Source organism: Arsenicibacter sp. R0_47, assembly GCF_057652235.1.
Genome location: NZ_JBYFCJ010000003.1, coordinates 395,253 through 416,504, shown reverse-complemented (window position 1 = coordinate 416,504; position 21,252 = coordinate 395,253). Strand labels below are relative to the sequence as shown.

At 52.0% G+C, this 21,252-nt stretch carries 10 protein-coding genes; 8 read left to right on the top strand and 2 right to left on the bottom strand.

What is annotated here, in order from left to right; all coding sequences use genetic code 11:
- Nucleotides 1–79: 79 nt before the first annotated feature.
- The 5 genes from AC23NW_RS07825 to AC23NW_RS07805 all read left to right on the top strand — a co-directional run bounded on the left by AC23NW_RS07825 (nt 80) and on the right by AC23NW_RS07805 (nt 10,942).
- Nucleotides 80–826: a 3-keto-disaccharide hydrolase gene (locus AC23NW_RS07825; RefSeq protein ID WP_487448728.1), complete on the top strand. Its 747-nt coding sequence runs from the start codon at nt 80–82 to the stop codon at nt 824–826.
- Between the two features lie 107 nt (nt 827–933).
- Nucleotides 934–2,280, top strand: coding sequence for a Gfo/Idh/MocA family protein (locus tag AC23NW_RS07820; RefSeq protein WP_487448726.1), 1,347 nt, complete (start codon nt 934–936; stop codon nt 2,278–2,280).
- Between the two features lie 29 nt (nt 2,281–2,309).
- Complete coding sequence (locus tag AC23NW_RS07815; protein ID WP_487448724.1) at nt 2,310–3,329, top strand: DUF6807 domain-containing protein; 1,020 nt, start codon at nt 2,310–2,312, stop codon at nt 3,327–3,329.
- A gap of 178 nt (nt 3,330–3,507) precedes the next feature.
- Nucleotides 3,508–5,910 carry an SdrD B-like domain-containing protein gene (locus AC23NW_RS07810; RefSeq protein ID WP_487448723.1) on the top strand — a complete coding sequence of 801 codons (2,403 nt, stop codon included), beginning with the start codon at nt 3,508–3,510 and terminating at the stop codon, nt 5,908–5,910.
- A gap of 445 nt (nt 5,911–6,355) precedes the next feature.
- Nucleotides 6,356–10,942 carry a beta strand repeat-containing protein gene (locus AC23NW_RS07805; protein ID WP_487448722.1) on the top strand — a complete coding sequence of 1,529 codons (4,587 nt, stop codon included), beginning with the start codon at nt 6,356–6,358 and terminating at the stop codon, nt 10,940–10,942.
- An 85-nt stretch (nt 10,943–11,027) separates the two neighbouring features.
- On the opposite strand, the gene AC23NW_RS07800 is transcribed toward AC23NW_RS07805, so the two are convergent.
- The gene (locus AC23NW_RS07800; RefSeq protein ID WP_293842729.1) at nt 11,028–11,426 is read right to left on the bottom strand and encodes a hypothetical protein; all 399 of its coding nucleotides are present in this window, start codon (nt 11,424–11,426) and stop codon (nt 11,028–11,030) included.
- Nucleotides 11,427–11,652: 226 nt separating this feature from the next.
- On the opposite strand from AC23NW_RS07800, the gene AC23NW_RS07795 reads away from it, so the two are divergent.
- Nucleotides 11,653–13,164, top strand: a complete 1,512-nt coding sequence (locus AC23NW_RS07795) for a 4Fe-4S binding protein (RefSeq protein ID WP_487448925.1) — start codon at nt 11,653–11,655, stop codon at nt 13,162–13,164.
- Nucleotides 13,165–13,167: 3 nt separating this feature from the next.
- On the opposite strand, the gene AC23NW_RS07790 is transcribed toward AC23NW_RS07795, so the two are convergent.
- A complete protein-coding gene (locus AC23NW_RS07790; RefSeq protein ID WP_487448721.1) occupies nt 13,168–17,388 on the bottom strand; it encodes an ATP-binding protein in 4,221 nt (1,406 codons plus the stop codon).
- Nucleotides 17,389–17,711: 323 nt separating this feature from the next.
- Between AC23NW_RS07790 and AC23NW_RS07785 the strand changes: the two genes are divergently transcribed.
- Entirely contained in the window at nt 17,712–20,162 is a 2,451-nt protein-coding gene (locus AC23NW_RS07785) for a LamG-like jellyroll fold domain-containing protein (RefSeq protein ID WP_487448720.1), read from the top strand.
- 25 nt (nt 20,163–20,187) lie between these two features.
- Nucleotides 20,188–21,168 (top strand): hypothetical protein, encoded by a 981-nt coding sequence (locus AC23NW_RS07780; RefSeq protein WP_487448719.1) that lies wholly within the window; start codon nt 20,188–20,190, stop codon nt 21,166–21,168.
- Nucleotides 21,169–21,252 lie beyond the last annotated feature (84 nt).

Here is a 21,252-nt window from a genome sequence, read left to right as displayed (position 1 = left end):
GAATGAGTGACCTCTTACAGCGCTTTCATGTGTGCTAAACGCTTCACTCAAGCACTCAATCACAAATCACTCATTAATTATGAAATCTCTCATCCTGACCGGCATGGTGCTGGCGGTGCTGGTAGCGGCCGGGCCGCCGCAGGCACCCAATACATTAACGGCAAAAGAAAAAAAAGACGGCTGGCGGTTGCTGTTCGATGGTAAAACCACGAACGGCTGGCGCGGTGCCTATAAAGACAAATTCCCCGAAGCCGGCTGGACTATCGAAGATGGTACGCTGACGATTGCAGGGAAAGACGGCCGCGAATCGCAGAACGCGGGCGATATCGTGACGAACGATGAGTTCACCAACTTCGACCTGATGTTTGATTTCAAACTGACTGAAGGTGCCAACAGCGGGGTCAAATACTTCGTACCCGAATACTCGCCAAAGCCGTCGGGTTCGGCCTACGGCCTCGAATTTCAGGTACTTGACGATGCCAAACACCCGGACGCCAAAATGGGCCGCGACGGTAACCGGACAATCGGCTCGCTCTACGATCTGATTCCGGCGGTGAAAGACAAAGTGGTAAAGCCAATCGGCGAATGGAATCAGGGACGTGTCATCGTAAAGGGGACGCACGTTGAACACTGGCTGAACGGCCACAAGACAGTTGAGTATGAGCGGGGCAGCGAGGCATTCCGTAAACTCGTCGGCATGAGTAAGTACGCTGCCGCTTCGTATAATTCGCACGGCCCGTTCGGCGAAGCCCCTAAAGGTCACATTCTGCTTCAGGATCACGGCGACCGGGTGTTTTTCCGCAACATTAAGATCAAGACCCTATAGTCTGAATAAACAGATAATGAGTAATGTAAAACAGATTGCATTATACATTATCCATTAGCGTTTAAACCAACCCTTTAATTTAATTCATTCGTTAAAAACGATTAATCATGGAAAACCGCAGAGATTTTATTAAAAAATCGGCACTGGCAGGCTTAGGCATGAGCTTCTCTGCCAGTAGCTACGCCCGCATTCTGGGAGCGAACGAACGCGTACGAGTAGGCGTAGTTGGTTTCTCAGACCGTTTCCGCAGTGCCCTGGCGCCAAGTTTTGCCAGCCACAGCAAAGATTTGAATTTTGAATTTGTTGCCGTATCAGACATCTGGAGCCGCCGCCGCGAAGAGGCAGCATCGTTCCTGAAAGGAAAAGGCTGGGCCAGCGACAATTTCGTACAGTGCCGCAACAACGAAGAATTATACGACCGCAAAGACGTTGACGCTGTCATTATCTCTACGGCCGACTTCCAGCACGCCCTGCACTGCGCCGAAGCCGTTGAGGCCGGCCGTGACGTGTATGTGGAAAAACCGTTTGCCGAATCGCTGGAAGACGCCCGTAAGGCACTGAAAGCCGTTGAAAAATCAAAGAAAATCGTACAGGTTGGTTCGCAGCGCCGGAGTACACCAAACTACTGGGCCGCCAATGATTTCATTAAATCCGGGAAATTCGGTGACATTATCATGGTCGAAATGACGTGGGATGTAAACCAGCCGGGTCGCTGGCGCCGGCCGAAACTGGTGTCGGAAATCCGCAAGGAAGATACGGACTGGAAACGCTTCCTGATGAACCGCCCGATGGTTGACTGGGATCCGCGTAAATACTTAGAATTCCGCTTATTCTACCCGTATTCATCCGGTATTCCGGGCCAGTGGATGTCGCACCAGATTGATACCGTACACTGGTTCAGCGGTTATGAACACCCGCGCAGTGTGGTGGCCAATGGCGGCATTTATCTATGGAAAGACGGCCGTGTGAACCCGGATACCTTCACCGCCGTATTCGATTACGGTCCGGACAACGATAAATCGAAAGGTTTCCAGGTAATGTATCACTCACGGATGACCAACGAAGCCGGTGGTACGAAAGAGCTGTACTACTCAAACGGTGGTATGATTAACCTCGATACCAATAAAATCACGCCGGAAGGTGGTCTGGAAGAACGCTATGCCAAGGAGATGGGCATGAAAGCCAACCTCCTGACGGAGCAGACGCTGCCGACAACCGGTGAAAAAATGATCACCTCGGCGAACACTGGCGCGGACCCGATGACCTCACGTCACATGCGCAACTGGATGGAGTGTGTACGGAGCCGCAAGGAGCCGAATGCACCCGCAAAAGCAGGTTTCAACCACTCGGTAGCCAGCATCATGTCGACCATCGCCTTCCAGACCGGCAAACGCGTGACGTACGATAATATCAAGCAGGAAATTCTGGCAGATGGCAAAGTGGTAAAAATCTAGGCTGGTCATTTTCACAATCCATCGTCACTATGAAAAAAGCCTTATTACTGTGCCTGGTCGCCTGTACGATGGCTATGGCACAAAAGAAAGCGCGGATTCAGATCACGCCCAATGACGCTCAGAAGAAAATAGAGGTCACTATAGACGATAAGCCTTTTACGGCTTATATCTATCCGGGACCCGATGTGCTGAAAAAGCCGGTGCTGTACCCGATCCGGACGGCAGGCGGCAACTTCATCACCCGGGGCTGGCCAATGGACCCGCGGCCGGGCGAGCGTGTTGACCACCCGCACCACGTGGGGATGTGGTTTAACTACGGCGATGTAAACGGCCACGACTTCTGGAACAACTCCAACGATGTCAAGGGTCATGGCGGCCCGTTCGGAACGATCGTCCACACGGGTGTCAAGTCAATGAAAAGCGGCAACGATCAGGCTGAACTGACCGTTACGGCCGACTGGCTTGACAAGGACGGTAAACCGATGCTGAAAGAAGAAACTACGTTTATTTTCCGTGGCAAAGGCAACGAGCGTTCCATCGACCGGAGCACGACGCTGAAAGCGCTGGATAAAGATGTTGTTTTCAAGGATAACAAGGAAGGAATGGTCGCTATCCGGTTAGCACGCCAGCTGGAACACCCGTCGAACAAACCTGAGGTCTTTACCGACGCCAACGGTATTGCCACAAAGGTTGCCCAGATGGATAACAGCGGCGTTGTCGGCCATTATCACAGCAGCGAAGGCGTAGAAGGCGAAGATGTCTGGGGCAAGCGCGCCAAATGGATGAACCTGACCGGCGAGCTAAACGGCGAGAAGGTGTCCATTGCTATCTTTGACAACCCTAAAAACGTTGGCTATCCAACCTACTGGCATGCCCGCGGCTACGGTCTGTATGCGGCAAACCCGCTCGCGCCAAGTGTATTCACCAACGGTAAGGAAGCCGCGATGAACTATACGCTGCCAGCCGGCAAATCCGTCACCTTCCGGTATAAGGTTCTGATTACATCAGGCGCAGTATCGGATGCCACACTGAATGCAATGGGCCGGTAAGTATCCCTTATTGCTGATCATATAAGCCTGTAAAACGACCTGTTTTACAGGCTTTTTCTTGCCACCATATAACACAAATAACTGATAAACAAATACTTAAAATCAATTATACATCTATTTCGCCAACTGGCATACATTTTGTTACTGAGAGTCGTATAACGACAAAAGTCAACTCAGTATGTTCTGTTTTAGATCTTGGTGTACTGGTTGGTTCTGGGCTAGACTTTTTGTTTTCACCCTGACCCCATCCGCTTTACTCCTGGCACAAGCTCCCTGTACAAAGCCTGATGCGGGCCAGGATATTACCATTCAGACACCCGCCTATAAACTGCCGAACGCGCCTGCCAACAACTTCTGGTGTCCGGTAACGACCAATCCGGCCAGTGCGACCATCAACGCTCAGACAGGGCAGATCAGCGGGATGACAACACCCGGTAAATACCAATTTGTGTTATCGTCGATTGCTGACGGGATGACCGGTCACGCAGGACAGGTACTGCCCCAGGATGGTCAATTGCAGAAGAATAAACTAAGTGGCCTGGAAGTACTGAATAACGGGGTTATCCGCGTAGGCGTTGACTCGCGGTATGGCGGTGCCATTACGCACCTTGCTTCGGCAACCGGCCCGAATATGGTGAATAACTTTGACCTTGGCCGGCAAATTCAGATTGGTATTTATGATGGGCCGGTCCCCTATACACCACCGGGCGTTGAGTTTGATCAGGGCTGGGCCGCTGGTCTGGGCTATAATCCGATCCAGGCCGGCGACGTTTTTCACAACCCTTCTGAGGTCATTGCCTTCGAAAAGCGGGACAATCTGCTATATGTTAAAACGATTCCGAAACATTTCCACCTCAAAAATTACCCGGGCGAAGCGTATATTGAACACTGGGTACGTTTACAGGGAAATGTGGTAAAGGTACACGTCAAGATGACGATGTTCCGCGCCGATAAAACCCAGTATCAGGCCCGCGACCATGAGTTTCCCTGCATGTACCTGAACGGACCGTATAACCACATCTGGGGCTATTCGGGCAATAGTCCGTTTACGTTCGGACAACTGGAGCACGTAACACCGCCGATGGATTTTGCTAACTTTCACGTGAGCGAACCATGGATGGCTGCTACCGACGCCAATGGGTTCGGAGCGGGTTTATATTCACCCAAAAACTATTTCTGGCGGAAGGGATATTTCGGCCGTGAATATGTCGGCGATGAGTTTTACAGCGAAACATCGTATGTAGCAGCCACCCCGTTTGAGCAGCTTGACCATAACTCGGTTACGGAGTTTGACTATGAACTGGTAGTGGGGCATATCAACGACATCCGGTCCTATATTTACTCACAGCCGCGGCCGGCAACCGGCCCCAATTACCGTTTCAACAACGGCCGGAAAGGCTGGCATTACTTTGACGTGCATGATACCGGCTGGCCTATCAACGGCTACCTGAACGTACAGCTGGATGATAAGCAGCGGAATCAGATCAAATCGCCGGCGGCGTTCTGGCAGGGTAAAGACAACCCGAAAATCTACATCCGCGCAGCCTTCAAAACCCAGCATGATAAATTCCGCTTTTTCTGGCGAACAGTGGAGGACAGCGACTTTAAAGGACTCGGTAACCGGTTCAAGGACTTTACCATTCAGAACGATGACCAGTTTCATACGTACGAAATTGACCTGTCGCAAACCGACTGGATGAATGTAAACATCAAGCAGATTCAGTTCCGGCCTCCGTGGGACGGGCCGGATGTAAACGGTACGGTCAAAATTGAGTGGGTCTCCACCAGTCCCGACGGGCCGCCGGCTGACCTGAGTGATGTAAGCGGCAATGTTTGTTCAGATACCATCACCATCACGGTTAATGCGCCGGTACGCCCGCAGGCAGGTGCTGATCAGGTACTGGTTTGTAACGGGACACAGGCGCCTGTCTCAGCAACACTGACGGCGGCTACCGACGGAACGGCATGGCGAATACTGAGTCAGCCGGCCAGTGCATCAGCCGTTATCAATGCACAGGGATATGTATCGAATCTGCTGAAACCGGGGAATTATCGGTTTATCCTGCAAAACACAAGCTTTACCAATCTGGCTGATACGGTTCAGATTTCGGTTCCGGACTGTTTACCGCCGTTTATGCTGACCGGACAGGTGTTCAAAGATAAGGGCGGTACAGCATCAAACGGAGTACTCGATGACGGAGAAGCACTGGTAAAAGGCGTGGCACTCTCCTTATATTCTGACCCTAACGGCGACGGAGATCCGGCAGACGGCGTATTAATCGCCAGAACGACTACTGACGCCAATGGCCGTTATTCGTTTGCCGGCCTGTCCAGTAACGGTACTTACGTACTCGTTTTTGACAACAGCAATTTTACGCCGAATCAGCTCTTATGGGGATTGCAGAACAGTACGCTGCTTAAACAGACCAGCGCCGGCTGGGTCAGTAACAGCATTAACGGCAGTATTCCGATAAAGCAGGGCGTTAACCCGCCGGTAATACAGTTCACTATCGGCTTCCTCGATCCCTGCCAGGGAACTACTCCTGAATGTGTACCTATTTCCGTAAGAAGGCTACGCTGATGATTCTATCTGGCATGAATTTTGGTAACATTAAATAGCGCTTCCTTTAGCTCCATTTAAGTTACCGTTAATAGCATTTCAACACCTAAACAGTGTGTATAATGCCGTATTTCTCTATTCCGGAGGAATGCGGCATTTTTTTTGCCCCTTGCTGAGCCAAATACAGGCACTTTGGCATCGAACACTTTAAAGGAATGGAACTAAGTAACGGTAAAAAAATCATGCACACGCTTACTCCCTGATACGCTGACTGACAGCGCCAGCTAACTCATTTGTGTACATCAGAAAAAACATCGTCTTCAGGCGATGCAGGGTTTTTATTGCCTTTACCAAAGCAATGATGCGTATGAAAATAGACAACTACCTCCACTCAAAAGACATTCGAAAGGAGCATATTTTGTTGAAAAGGCTGGTTCTCTGCCTTCTTTCCTGCTTCTTCATAAACATGCTGACGGTTCACTCTGCTTCTGCTCAAACGGGTAGCTGCGGTATCACCGTCTCAACGACAGCAGGCACCTGTGCCAATAATATGTATACCTTGTCGGGTATTGTTAACCTGACAAATACACCAGCCGGCAGCCTGACGATTATCGACGGCAATGCAACGGTTGAAGTCAGTATACCGGCAAATACAACATCGGTTGGGTTTACACTCAACAATTTAACGGCCGGAACCGGAACGCACGTCGTCACGGTTTTCTCGTCGGCAACAACTTGTGATGCGGCTGCAGGGGTTTACGAAGCCCCCCCTGCCTGCGCCACAACGCCCTGTTCGATTTCGCTGGTTACGAATGTCGGCGAGTGTGCAGCGGCAACTAACACCTATTCGCTAACCGGTATCCTGACAGCCGGTACCGTTCCCAGCCCGCCGCTCACGGTTACCATTACAACCGGTACGCGTACCATCGTACAAAGCCTTACGGCCAACAATAACAACTTTGTTTTTGTCCTGAATAACCTGCCGTCAGACGGCCAGTTAAAAACCATAACCATTGCGAGTTCCTCCCTTGAGTGTCCCGGCATTACGGATACCTATGCCGCTCCGGCCTCCTGCTCGGTAGCCAGTCCTTGTTCTGCTACGATTTCGTTATCACCAACGGCGTGTAATTCTGTCAATAACAGTTATACATTGAACGGGCTCATCAGTATTGCCAATGTACCGGCATCAGGAACAATTACCATTACCAACGGTTCGCTCACGGCTACTTCACCCCTATCCGTCAGTATCGGAACCTATGGATTTACCTTCAACAATCTGCCATCAACCGGCGGCACAGGTACCATTAACGTAACCTTCACCGGTGCCGATTGCGGGCCGGTCAGTCAGACGTATGCCATTCCGGCCTCGTGTTCGGTTGCCGTTCCGTGCTCCAAAACACTGACATTATCACCGACGGCCTGTAACGCAGCAACCAACAGCTACACCCTGAACGGGACAGTCAATGTAGCCAACGGTCCGGCATCGGGTATTCTGACAGTATCAACGGCCGGAGCCAGCATCACATTTGCGGTCGGTCAGGCAAACGGCAACTATACATTCAATTTCGGAAACCTGCCGGCAAACGGCGCGTCAGGTACGGTAACAGCCTCATTCTCCGATACAGGCTGCGCACCCATCACACAAACCTACACGGCCCCTCTCGCCTGCTCGGTCGCCCAACCCTGCAGCCTGTCACTGGCACTGACGCCGGGCAGCTGTAATTCAACGACCAACGGTTACTCACTGACGGCGGTGCTTACAGCCAGCAACATTACTCCACCGATGACGGTCACTATCAGCGGAGCCGGATTTGCTTCGTCAGTACAGACGCTGACGGCGGTGAATACCATCTTCAGCGTCAACATCAGCAACCTCTCCGCAGATGGCTCTGTCAAAACGATTTCGGTAGCTACCTCATCTACCGACTGCGGGGCCGTCAGCCAGACCTATACCGCACCGGCAGCCTGTTCGGCAGCAGCTCCCTGCTCCGTCTCGCTGGCCGTTAGTCCCGGCGCGTGTAGCTCAGCCACAAACAGCTATACGCTTTCCGGTGCAGTCTATGTTGCCAACGGCCCGTCCTCGGGCTCATTAACGGTCAGCAACGGATCAGCGACCGTAACGTTCCCGGTATCACCAACGGTAGGTACGTACTCATTCAACTTCACAAACCTGCCTGCAAACGGTGCAACCGGAACCATTACCGCAACCTTTACGGGTACTTCCTGCGGGCCGGTCAGCCAGACCTACACGGCCCCTGTCGCCTGTTCGGTCGCCCAGCCTTGTGGGTTGTTGTTCGCCGTAAATCCTACGGCCTGTAATCCGGCCAACAATACCTATGCGTTAGAAGCCACATTGATAGCGAATAACGTCACCCCGCCGTTAACCGTCACGATTACCGGTGCAGGTGCACCGATTGTTCAAAGTCTGACGGCGGTGTCAAACACATTTAATTTTACGATTGTCAACCTCAGCTCTGACGGTCAGTCGCATATGCTCTCGGTAGCGACATCGGCTACGGCCTGCGGATCCATCAGCCAGACCTATACCGCGCCAGCCGCCTGTACTGCTGCCGCTCCGCCATGCTCCGTCTCGCTGGCACTGAGCCCCTCGGCCTGTGATGGCGTCAGCAACACATACTCCCTCACGGCAGTGCTCACGGCCAACAACATTACCCCGCCGATGACCGTCACCATCAGCGGAGCCGGTTTCACTTCGCAGGTCCAGACCCTGACAGCCGTCAACAACACATTCTCCCTGGGCATCAACGGACTCAACGCCGACGGTTCGCTAAAAACCATCTCGGTCACGACATCCGCCACCGCCTGTGCCGGCATCAGCCAGACCTACACGGCACCGGTCGCCTGTACAACGGCCGCTCCGCCGTGCTCGGTCTCGCTTACCCTCGCTCCGTCGGCCTGTAATCCGGCAAACAACAGCTTTACGCTTTCCGGTGCGGTTAACGTCGCTAACGGACCTGCGTCGGGTGTGCTCACCGTCACGAACGGGGTGCAGAGTGTGACCTATGCGGTTGCTGCTAACCTAGGGACCTACTCGTTTAACTTTAACGGACTGCCGTCAACCGGAGCAGCCGGAACGGTCACCGCTACGTTCTCAGGCACATCCTGCGGACCGGTCAGCCAGACCTATACCGCGCCAGCCGCCTGTAACGCTGCCGCTCCGCCATGCTCCGTCTCGCTGGCACTGAGCCCGTCGGCCTGTGATGGCGTCAGCAACACATACTCCCTCACGGCAGTGCTCACGGCCAACAACATTACCCCGCCGATGACCGTCACCATCAGCGGAGCCGGTTTCACTTCGCAGGTCCAGACCCTGACAGCCGTCAACAACACATTCTCCCTGGGCATCAACGGACTCAACGCCGACGGTTCGCTAAAAACCATCTCGGTCACGACATCCGCCACCGCCTGTGCCGGCATCAGCCAGACCTACACGGCACCGGTCGCCTGTACAACGGCCGCTCCGCCGTGCTCGGTCTCGCTTACCCTCGCTCCGTCGGCCTGTAATCCGGCAAACAACAGCTTTACGCTTTCCGGTGCGGTTAACGTCGCTAACGGACCTGCGTCGGGTGTGCTCACCGTCACGAACGGGGTGCAGAGTGTGACCTATGCGGTTGCTGCTAACCTAGGGACCTACTCGTTTAACTTTAACGGACTGCCGTCAACCGGAGCAGCCGGAACGGTCACCGCTACGTTCTCAGGCACATCCTGCGGACCGGTCAGCCAGACCTATACTGCACCAGCCGCCTGTACAGGAACCACGCCGGTTTGTAACCTGTCACTGACAGCCGGACAGCCAATCTGTAGCCTGACGGCAAACACGTATTCTGTCAGCGGCATCGTGACCGTTACGAACGGATCGGGTAGCCAGACGCTGACAATATCGGATGGCATCCGGAGTACGACCCTTGTGATTACGGGTAGCGGATCAGGCAACTTTGTTCTGACCAATCTGTCGTCTGACGGAGCCACACATACCATCAGCGTTGTGTCTTCAGCAACGACCTGCGGAACGGCAAGCCGTACTTATACAGCACCAGCCAACTGTCAGGGACCATGTCCGCAACTGACGTTGCTTATCCTGAACAATGCCCAGATCTGCAACGGTCAGTGTGCGTCGTTCAGCATCAGTACTGATGCCACAGGTATTATTGAACTCGTACAGTTTACGACACCACAAACGGGTACATCGGTATACGCAGGCGGCTTTGTACTTGGTGAAGGAACGCCAACAAACGGTGTGCTGGTGCTGCCACAGGGTATTCCGGGGCTGAGCCTGCCACAGAACAACGGCACTACGCCGCTAACCTACTACATTTATGCACGCCTGAAAACACCGTCGGCCGACCCGAACTGCCGGCCATCCGGCGAAGCACAGGTAACGGTACTACCATCACCGCAGCTGTCGGTGACAAGTCTGCAAACGTGCAGCAGCAGCACCACACGGCAGGTTGTTTTAAGTGTTGCCGGCAGCGGTACGTATGTCGCCGCTTTTGGCATGGGTGTCAACGCAGTAAGCTGTGGACTGCGGAATGTAACCGGACAGGTTGCCTCACTGACCATAACCGGCGGAACCGCCACTACAGTGACCTTACCAGTTGATTTTGTTGGAGGAGTTCTGGTGTCTAACCTGACAACAGGCTGCCAGACGCTGTCGGGCATTGCCGCCGTGACGAATTTCCCGGCTCCGGCCTTTACGGTAACCGCAATACCGGTCAGCTGCTCAGACGTTGTTGCCAATGCAGATGCCCGACTCAGCCTTGGCAACCTGCAGAATGCGGTTTCATACCAATACGTATCAGGAAATATATTCAGTTCAGGAACGGCGATACCGGCGGCTCCGGCCACGATTCCGGGCAATGGCATTATTGCCACCGGCCTGGCCAATCCGACAGCAATAACCGGTCAGCCATATACCGTGCGGGTGTACAATGCTAATGGCTGCTACACCGATCAGACAGTAACTCTAACCCGTAAAGATTGTGCTTGCCCGCCTGCGGAGTGTGTGCCCGTCACCGCTACCCGCATCCGGTAAGCCACGACAATAGCAGAGAGAATATGCTGAGTCAAAAAGCCGTTCCCATATTGAGGAACGGCTTTTTTTAATGGTTAGCACATTATTAATTGAGATGCACCAGAGAAGACTTGTAAACGCGCTGCGGACGGGTCTCGCACCACTGCCGGAAGTTATCCGACACACCGGTCGCCTTTTCCAGTTCGGCATCAATCTGCCGGAGCAGGAAAAACAGCTGATGAATGTGCAGCCACTGTTTCCTGAGGTCATCTGGTGTCATGTGGGCGGCAGCCTTGGCCCTTGTTTCCGACGTCAGTTTGCGAAGGCTAACCCGCAGGTGATACCGGATAATCATCAACCGGCTGGCAACCGACAGATCACCGGGTAAACGCTCCAGGTAATTAATTCCCATTGACAGTAAAGAGTTACGCTGCTGCAATTGCTCAGAAACAACCATCCAGGCTTGTTCCGCCTTAAGCGATTCGTAGGTGATTTTTTGAGTCATGGTTACGGTGAAGTTTACTGATAACAAATATATCGTTTTGACTGACTAAAAAAATAGGCTAAGTATATTTTTTGGCAAATTTTAAAACATTAAAGTTTACTAATACAAAATATTAGATCATCTTTTCACGGTTTGGTTTAGTCCTTCTTTGGCAAAGAATTAATTTTTCGGGAAACCCTTAACGCAAATTTGTTTGTAGTTTTAGCCAAATCCTTTTCCGATCATGATGCAACTACGTAGCTACCGTTCAGGCCTTATACTGTTTTTCACGGGTTTTCTGGTCCTGTCGGGGCTTTTATGGCCACAACCGGCGCAGTTATCGCCCGAAGCGATCAGGCAGGTTGCCCGACCCGGACAGGAGACGATTCTGGCCGGGCAGCTGACCCCGCTTACCGGAAAGCGGTTTCCGAATGCCTATGTGTTTACCGGCGCCGTACGCCGCCAGCTGGCACAGTATAACGAGCAGATGAAGGCACAGCAGAAATGGGACCAGCAACTGAGCGATGATTATCTGCTCTCTCTGACCAAAGCCGCCATAACCGGCCCTTTGAGCACCCGAAGCGGTGCATGGCTCTGGTTCCTCCTCAGCATCGGGTTGTGTACAACCGGCGCATTGACGGCTATCCTTTCTGAACGGCATCAGAAACCATCGACGATCAATAACGGGATATTTAATAATCCGGCGACGAACCGTGGCTGGATCGGCTGGGCAGCCGGCTCTTTTCTGATTCTGTTTTACATCGCCCTCTATTTCTATCCCGAATACCTCACCAACTGGATTTTGCTCGTTGACCCGATCAAACAGGCTATGACCGGTCAGCCCGCCAGCCAGTGGTTCCTGTACGGATTCATCTATACGCTTGTCATTCTGGTGATGGGCGTCCGGATGCTGATCCGGCACCGGCACAATGCCTATCAGCAACTCCGGACGGTATCGGTCATGTTTTTTCAGACGGCCTTTGCCTTTCTGATTCCCGAAATTCTCACACTGCTCCGGCAACCCTACCAGGACCTGAAAAATTTCTGGCCCCTCGATTATTCCTTCTTTTTCGACTACCGCATCAATGAGAAATTACAGGCCGGCAACTTCGGAATATTCATGCTGGTCTGGGGTATTATGCTGACCGTTGTGGCAGTTCCGGTTCTGACATACATCTATGGTAAGCGCTGGTATTGCTCATGGGTATGCGGCTGCGGCGGCCTGGCCGAAACCGCCGGGGATCCCTTCCGGCAGCTATCCGACAAAAAACTGAGTGCCTGGAAAGCCGAACGCGTACTGGTGCATGGTGTGCTGGCGTTTGCCGTGATCATGACCGGACTGGTTTTATTTACCTACTTTACCGGACAGTCTGCCCTGTTCGGCGTATTGAACTCCTACAGCCTGCGCAGTGCGTACAGCTTCTCCATCGGCGCCATGTTTTCGGGGGTTATTGGTACGGGTCTCTACCCCGTTTTCGGCAACCGCGTCTGGTGCCGGTTTGGCTGTCCGCTTGCGGCCTACCTCGGGCTGGTGCAGCGGTTCAAATCCCGGTTCCGGATTACGACCAACGGCGGGCAGTGTATTTCCTGCGGGAATTGCTCTACCTACTGCGAGATGGGCATTGATGTGCGGTGGTACGCCCAGCGCGGACAGGACATTGTCCGGTCGTCGTGCGTTGGCTGCGGCATTTGTTCGGCCGTTTGTCCGCGCGGTGTCCTGAATCTTGAAACCGGCACCGTCGACAGCCGCCGGATCTGACGTTTACAGCTGACCTTGCTCAGTTCTAGCCAGCTGAACGTGCTCTTCCGGATTAAGGCCAAAACGCTCCCGGTATAGCTGGCTGAAATACGATACTTTTTGATATCCGACTTGCATCGATACCTCTTTTACCAATATTCCCGGTTGTTTTTCAAACAGATCATAGGCTACCTGAAGCCTGACCTCCTGAATAAACTGTCCCGGCGAAAAACCCGTTAACGCCCGCACCCGGCGGTTGAGCTGCCGCTCGCTGACATTAGCCATGTCGGCCAGCAATTTAATGTTAAAAAACTGATTAGAGAGGTTCTTACGCACCGTTTGCTGCAGCCACTGTATCCAGGTTGCCTGTTCACCGGCAGCAGCTTCGGTATCCTCTATAACCACTTCCTGTAACCAGCCGGCCTTTTCTTCGCTGCGGCGGAGCAGGTTCTGCACCCGGGTCAGTAGTTCGGCTTCGTAAAATGGCTTGGTCAGGTAATCAGCTACCCCCAGCCGCAAGGCCTGCAGCCGGCTTTCCAGATCCGTTCGGGCAGTCAGTAAAATAACCGGTATATGCCGCAAATCAGCATTCGTACGCAGTTCGCTGATCAGGGTAAGCCCGTCGATTTCCGGCATCATAATATCTGAAATAATCAGGTCGGGTAGTTGTTCTTTAGTAAGCGGACTTAATGCATCCAGCGCCTGCTTCCCGTTAGCAGCGCATTGCAGATAATAGTATGGAGACAAAATGGTTCTGGCATAAAGCAGCATATCTGCATTATCATCCACCAGCATCAGGGTTAACCCGGTTTCTGGTTTGACTGCTATCCGGTTCTGTTCAGACGGCGCAACATCAAGGGGGAGCCTGACCGGTTTTACAGGTACTGCCGGTTCAACCGCAAACTCAAACGTCCGGACCGGGTACGTCACCGTAAATGTACTCCCCTGCCCAGGTAAGCTGTCTACCGTCAACTGCCCCCCCCACAACCGGCAATACTCCAGACACAGCGCCAATCCGATACCGGTTCCGCCCTGTAGTGGTTTACCCGGTTGATTCGACTGAAAATAGCGGTCAAAAATATGAGGTAAGTCGTCGGGATGGATACCGCTGCCGTTATCCAGGACAGCTATCCGGATATCTTCAGCTGTTTTCTCCAGCCGCACATGCACATACCCGCCCATAGCGGTGTGCCGGAGGGCATTGGCCAGCAGATTTCGTAAAACAGTCTCAAACTTTGAGACATCCAGCAGCATCGGATATGGCGTTTCGTTGCCCGCAACGCTGAGCCTGATGCCGCTATGCCGGGCCTGTGCCATAAAGCTCATCACTACCTGACTGAGCACCACCTGCGCATCGGCGGGTTGCTCCGTCAGTTTCAGTTCATGTACATCCAGCCGTGACAGATCGAGCAAATCGTTTACCAGTGTCAGCAACTGACGTGCATTCCGGTCCATACTCATCACCAGTTCCTTGGTGGTCAGATCGTTTATCCGGCCGGAGAGATACTGCAACGGCCCTAACAACAGCGTGAGCGGTGTCTTGAACTCATGGGTCACATTGGCAAAAAAGCGGGATTTCAGCACCGCACTAGTCTGCAGATCCTGAGCCTGCCGCTCAATGACTGTCTTATCGTATTCAATCTGCGCCGTCCGGCGTGCTACTTCTGTTTCCAGTCGCTGTGTTTCAGCAATCAGCTGTTTGTTGCGCCACCGGAAAACGGCCATTACCAGCGCACTGAGCAGAATACAACATAACAGCAGAAACCAGCCGCGCAGATATACCGGTTTATCGACCACAATCGGCACACGAATCACCGGCGATGCCCAGTCGCCGTTAGCAGTCTGCGCCCGGACTTCCAGAGCATAGGAGCCTGACGGCAAGCCGTTAAGGCTTAGCTCATCGCCGGTATGCATCACCCATTTTTCCTGCCAGTTACTAATCCGGTACCAAAGCCGGGTCTGTCCCAAATGCCGGTAGTCCAGTAACGCAAAGGACAATTTAAACAACCGGTCGGACGCCATCAGGTGTACCTCTTTTTTCAGTTCATATTCAGCCAGATGATTGACCATCTGACCGGTTTCCGGGTTAAGCTTTTCATAACCGGCTACCAGCAGCCGGGCCAGCGTGTGATGTTCATCATGGACCTGATCAGGGTAAAAGGCGGTAATGCCATTCAGCCCGCCCAGAAACAACCGGCCATCGGGCGCGCGGTAATGTGCCTGCAGGTTAAACTCCTCATCAGCAATACCATCTTTGGTATGATAAATCTGAATCTGATGCGTTTTCCGATGAAAGCTCATCAATCCGTGATTCGATGGCAGCCAGAGCCGGCCGTATTTGTCTTCATAAACCGCATAGAGCGTATTGTCCGAAAGCCCGTTTTCGGTCGTAAACTGCTGCCAGGTGCCCTCTGCCTGATTCCAGCGAATCAGCCCGCCCCCCAACGTCGCCAGCCAGTAAACCGTGCGGTGATCCGGATCGGGGTAGATAAAGGAAATGTGGTCGAACGGCAGTTTTCGGGGCGCGGCGCTCTGTGTGCTATACCGTGCTGTAATGCCCCGCACCGGATCCAGGGTGTATAGCCCCGACGAGCTTGTCAGCCATCCCCCCCCCTGACCCGCCGACGCCCCTCCCCCCTGCTTTGCCGGCCGGTCGGGATAGAAACCGGTAACCCGCTGCTGCATCAGTTCCGTAAACTGATTATATTTTGTAAAGGGAAGGATACGGTTACGCCCGGTATCAAAGTTCATCAACCCGTGGTCAAGGCCAAGCAGGATATTGCCTTCCCGGTCCGGCCATGCCGAAACGCATCGGTTGACAGGCATGCCCAGCGGATAAGCCGCCGCCTTCTGCGTTGCCGGGTCGTAGCGCAGCGCACTGCCATAAAAGGTCCATATAGCCCCGTCTTTGGTCCGGACAAGCGGGCAAAGATTGAGTGTATGGATCGGATGTACATCGCTTACAGGTATTGCAGGCTGGCTTTTTCCAGTTTTCAGATCGACAAAACGGCAGGTCGGCGCATTTACCCAAAGCCGGTCCCCCACCTGTGTCATGGCACGGATAGCCTGCCGGGAAGCCCTTTCTGTCTGCTCCTCATCCAAGTGCAAATACCGCTGAAAATAAGTAGCGTCCAGCGTAAGCATCAGAAATCCGTTCACACAGTTGGCCCAGACAACGCCCGTCCGGTCAATAAACGTCCATTGCAACTGCTGCGTCCGCGCAATCGGGAAGCCAGAAGCCTTTAAATCAAAAACAATTCCCTGTTCAGGATGCCACGCTATGAGCAGCTGCCGGCCGGTTATCCAGAATAGCCCGTGCAGCCTGTCATAGTTGATGTGCGTATCGGCCAGCAGCACCGACGGTGGTAAACCCAGTGAAACGGGAGCAATTGTTCTGTCGGGCCGGAGCATATACAGCGCTTGCCGGGGGTTGGGCACGTCGTTCGCCGTAACAGCCACGTTATCAAACAGGTGGTGCAAATAGATTGTCCCGTCGGGCATCCTTGCAACGGGCAATAACGTATAGTTGGACAGCAACTGGTAGCGGTTCAGGATACGCCCGGTCGAATCAACTTCAATCAGCGTACGGGGATGATCCGCGGTTTTGGGCACCAGCGTAATCAATAATGTCTGCTCTATTGTCTGAAATAACCTGTGCCCCGGACTCCAGCTATACTCCAGATCCGGATGCTGAAATACGGTCCGGAACACGCCTTTTGGGGTCTGGTAAAGCACCTTGCCGCTGCGGGTGCGAAAATAGCGGCAAATATTATCACCCGATGGGGCAAACTCAATGAGCGGGTCTTTCTGCATCCAGGTACTGTGCGCAAATACAGCATGCACTGGTTGAGGTTGCGTCTCACCCGGCTTGATGACGTATTTGTAGTTCCCATCGCCAACCTGACAGGCAAACAGCCAGAAATTACCGGCATGATCGGTGGCCAGTCCGCAGATACCGGGGTTATAGGATTTCCGGGCTGATGCCGGCATTGTGGGGGCGATGAAGGTTTTACCGTTGAACCGGTAGGCTTCAGTCGGTGTACCGAGCCAGACGAACCCCTGCGGATCCTGCCCCATACTAAGAACCGACCGTTGCGGCAGGCCTTGTTCTGTAGTGATGTGTTTAACGCTGACCTGATACGAATGGGATGTATGGAGCGGCTGTGCCCCCCAGGCAGAGATACACCAACCAACCAATAATCCGGGTAATAACCGCTTTACGGCTGTTAATAAACACAATTTCATAAGCTACGGGCAAGCACAAAGGCGCTCTAAAATACAGAATTTCCCCCAAACCTGATAGTACGTATACCGGATACCGGTTTATGTGAAAATTCAGCTAATCGACCGGTTTTGTTTTCATGACGCTGGAAGAGACGTAGCCCAATTCATAGTAAGCAATATAAAGCACAAAACAGGCACATATAAGTACATATTTCCTATTCATCATAAACTTAAGAAGATATGCCGCGTAAAAATGTCCGTTTGGGGGTATATGATTGGCAAGATTGGGGAAGTCGGATGTCGTTGATTTGCGACGGAATTAAAAAAATAAACCCCATCTCTCTATGTACTCATCACCTCAACTCTGGGTGCCCGACAGGTATGCCGGCCTGCGCGTCAGCCAGCGCCCGGTGTCTGTCCGGCGTCTCAGTCATCTTGTACTGACTGTATTGTTAGGCATCCTGCTGACCGGCACCGCCAGCTATGGTCAGACCGGGGCAGCGCTGAACTTCGACGGTTCGGACGATTACGTAAGTATCAGCAACACCTTTCCCAATCTGACCACTTTTACAATCGAGGCCTGGGTTAATCCAGGTACTGGCTATGGAGCATTTCCCAGTTCCGATAACCCCGTTGAAATTGTCAGCCGCTGGGGAGCGGGAGGAGCAGGTAATGCAGCGTACCGACTGGGTATCAACTCTAACGGTACGCTGACCGGAGGTGTTTTTAATGGATCGAACGGATCTTCTGTAACCTCTACTTCCGTTGTTGCGGCCAACACCTGGACCCATATTGCCTTTACCCGCTCGGCCGACAATACCCTGCGGATTTACATCAATGGGGTATTAGCCGGAACTCAGACCGGAAGTGTTGCCCCACAGAACAGTAATTATTCCGTCTATTTGGGTAAGCCAATTGAAGGTACTAACCGCTATAAAGGCAGCGTGGACGAGGTGCGGATCTGGAACCGGGCCTTGCTCGCCTGCGAGATCACCAATCAGCGGAACTGCGAACTACCCAATGGCCAAACAGGTCTGGTGGCTTATTACAAGTTTAACCAGGGAACCGGAACCTCGCTGCCCGATGCCAGCGGCAATAACAACACGGGTACGCTCAATTCGTTTGCCCTGACCGGAGGCACCTCCAACTGGATTGCTACCGGCGGCGTAACGTCCGACAACACCTGCCCGGCCTTTACGCTGACAGCAAATCCGTCGCTGACGATCGCCAATGGCAACAGCACGACCCTTACCGCCTCCGGGGCCAATAGCTATACCTGGAGCACCAATGCAACGTCGGCCAGTATTAATGTCAGCCCGACAACAACTACCCCCTATTCGGTTACCGGCACTACGGCCAATGGCTGTGCGATTGCGTCGGCAACCGTTAATATCATACAAAATATTCCGCCATGTACTACTTTCCTTGGTAGTGGTACAGCAACCGGTTTAGGCAGTAACGACGTTTACAAAGTACTCGTAATTGGTAACACTATTTTTGCCGGCACTGGTCTCGGACTTAGCAGATCAACTGATGGTGGAAATACTTTTACAAACAATAGGATTATCAACTCAAGCTCAACAGGTGCAACTGTATACGATATTGTAACACAAAATAATATCATATATCTAGCTACCTCACAAGGCGTGTATAAATCAACTGATAACGGACAGAGCTTTACACGTTTATTATCAGGCTTGTTTAAGGCATTATTTGTAGATAATAACACGATATACGCCGGCGGCTACACAGGAGATCTGTATAAATCAACTAATGCCGGCCAGACTTTTTCCAAGATACGCTCTTTCACAAGCACAATGATAACCGGTGTCTGGGCATCAGGTAATACTGTCTATGTAACAAACATGCTGGGCTTATCCAGTCCTACCGGTATTCACAAATCGACCGATGGTGGACAGACTTTTACAACGCAGTCATTCTCTGGTATTACTAATTACTATAGTTTTTTTATAACTGGTAATACCATTTATGTCGGCACAAACGGAGGGCTGGCGATCTCTACAGACGGCGGACTTAACTATACACTTCGCAAGACAACTGATGGTTTAAGCAGTAATAATGTCAAAGCCTTCTTCAAACAGGATGACTATATTTATCTTGCCACAGACAACGGCATCAGTATATCAGAAGATCAAGGACAAACCTTTACAAAGTACACACTTGAGAACAGTGGAATAAACCCCAATGTGTTGTGCATATTTGTAAAGGGGTCCACTATTTACACAGGTACAGTCAGAGGCGTATTTACGTCTGGTTTCATCGTCCGCACTATTATGCCGGGCAACCTTTCCTTTCTCAATACTGTAGCCACGTTGGCACCCGGCACCTCTGCTACCCTGATTGCTCCGGCAAACAACAATACGTATACATGGTCGACTTCATCTGGCAGCAGTTCGATTGTTGTCAATTCATCGGGTACATACAGTGTAACTGCTACCGGTACCTGCTCGGGTGTCGGGTCCGTTTCTGTAACTGTATTACCTGTTAACTCCGGTACTGAAACAGCGTTTTTAACCACAACTCAGTGCCCCGTCAAGCTAACTATTACGCAGAATCATTATCAGATGGATGTAACAGGCCCCGGTGGATATCAGTTTACCAACGTCCTCAGACCTACTTTTGTACCTTCTCCTGGTTCAGAACTATATCTTCCGGCAACGGCTTTTATAACCAACATCAGAAAGGCCGGTACCTATACAGCAACCTTCTACGATAAGTCGAAAAAAGTAGTTTCTGTTATCAGTTATGCCGTTAACGGAAGTGGATGCCAATAACATTAAGCCTACTAACATAAAGCTCATGAAACTCATTTTTATATTCCGGGGTGTCCTTTTTGGCTTACTGATTTTATCCTCAAGCCTTCGTGCTGCCAGCATTGATATTACACCCATCTCAGCAACTTACTCTGTCGGACAAACCGTTAGTATTACATTAACAGGTTCTCCTAACACAAGCTATACGCTTACTGCTCTCGAAAATGCGACCAGTACTACACCTATGACGGCTATTCGGGTCAGAGGTAGTCAGATCGTAACGTTTGGTGAAAACGAAACGACAACATCACTCTTAGTTGAATTTCTGCCGGGCTCTGAAGGTGAAGGACGCGTATTTTTATTAGTTGGCAGCAATGACGATCGAGAAATTTCCGGAGTAAAAACAATTATTCCGGCACCATTTATTTCTCTTTCTCCGTCTGGAGCAATCTACTCAGAAGGTCAACGTATTACACTGACTATGACGGGAGGCCTGGCGGGTTTATCGTACATTATCAAAATGTTTGATCAACCATCTATTTATGAAGCAATCGACCTTTCTGGAAATATTATTCCGACAACCAGTCAAGGTACAATTAATATAATCAAATGGCAGGAAGGAATGACTAGTGCTGAGTTTTACATCCAGTTTAGTCAGGGCAGTAAGGGGAGTGATCGCTATTTAATCGTTCATGCTTTAGATTACTCGCATCTGGCCTTCAGCCCGTCATTCAACATATGCCCGGGTAGTACTCTGGCCCTGGCCAATGATGTGTTAGTACCTGCATCGCTGGGGCCCAATAACTGCTCCGTACTCGTGCAAACCCAGGCACAGGGCAACAGCTTCGTCTTTACCGGAGCTGATGGCTATGTGTTCAGTAACGTCTTTCGCAACGCAGGCACCTATCCGGTTTCGGCGCCCATTACCAAACCCGGCACCTATCAGTTAACGATAATGTACGATGACTACTGCGGCAAAAGCACCGCTACGAAGTCCTTTACCGTAACGGGTGAGGCCTGTAAATAGCCGTTAGCGGTTCAATTGTTTAATATCCGCAAGGTGGCGCTGCAAAGCGTCACCTTGTTTTTTGCGGTTGACGGACGGCTGATG

What these genes read in the sequence shown, in the direction of transcription:
- AC23NW_RS07825 (WP_487448728.1), top strand. Translation starts at nt 80, where the DNA reads ATGAAATCTCTCATCCTGACCGGCATGGTGCTGGCGGTGCTGGTAGCG.
- AC23NW_RS07820 (WP_487448726.1), top strand. Translation starts at nt 934, where the DNA reads ATGGAAAACCGCAGAGATTTTATTAAAAAATCGGCACTGGCAGGCTTA.
- AC23NW_RS07815 (WP_487448724.1), top strand. Translation starts at nt 2,310, where the DNA reads ATGAAAAAAGCCTTATTACTGTGCCTGGTCGCCTGTACGATGGCTATG.
- AC23NW_RS07810 (WP_487448723.1), top strand. Translation starts at nt 3,508, where the DNA reads ATGTTCTGTTTTAGATCTTGGTGTACTGGTTGGTTCTGGGCTAGACTT.
- AC23NW_RS07805 (WP_487448722.1), top strand. Translation starts at nt 6,356, where the DNA reads ATGCTGACGGTTCACTCTGCTTCTGCTCAAACGGGTAGCTGCGGTATC.
- AC23NW_RS07800 (WP_293842729.1), bottom strand. Translation starts at nt 11,426, where the DNA reads ATGACTCAAAAAATCACCTACGAATCGCTTAAGGCGGAACAAGCCTGG.
- AC23NW_RS07795 (WP_487448925.1), top strand. Translation starts at nt 11,653, where the DNA reads ATGCAACTACGTAGCTACCGTTCAGGCCTTATACTGTTTTTCACGGGT.
- AC23NW_RS07790 (WP_487448721.1), bottom strand. Translation starts at nt 17,388, where the DNA reads ATGAAATTGTGTTTATTAACAGCCGTAAAGCGGTTATTACCCGGATTA.
- AC23NW_RS07785 (WP_487448720.1), top strand. Translation starts at nt 17,712, where the DNA reads ATGTACTCATCACCTCAACTCTGGGTGCCCGACAGGTATGCCGGCCTG.
- AC23NW_RS07780 (WP_487448719.1), top strand. Translation starts at nt 20,188, where the DNA reads ATGAAACTCATTTTTATATTCCGGGGTGTCCTTTTTGGCTTACTGATT.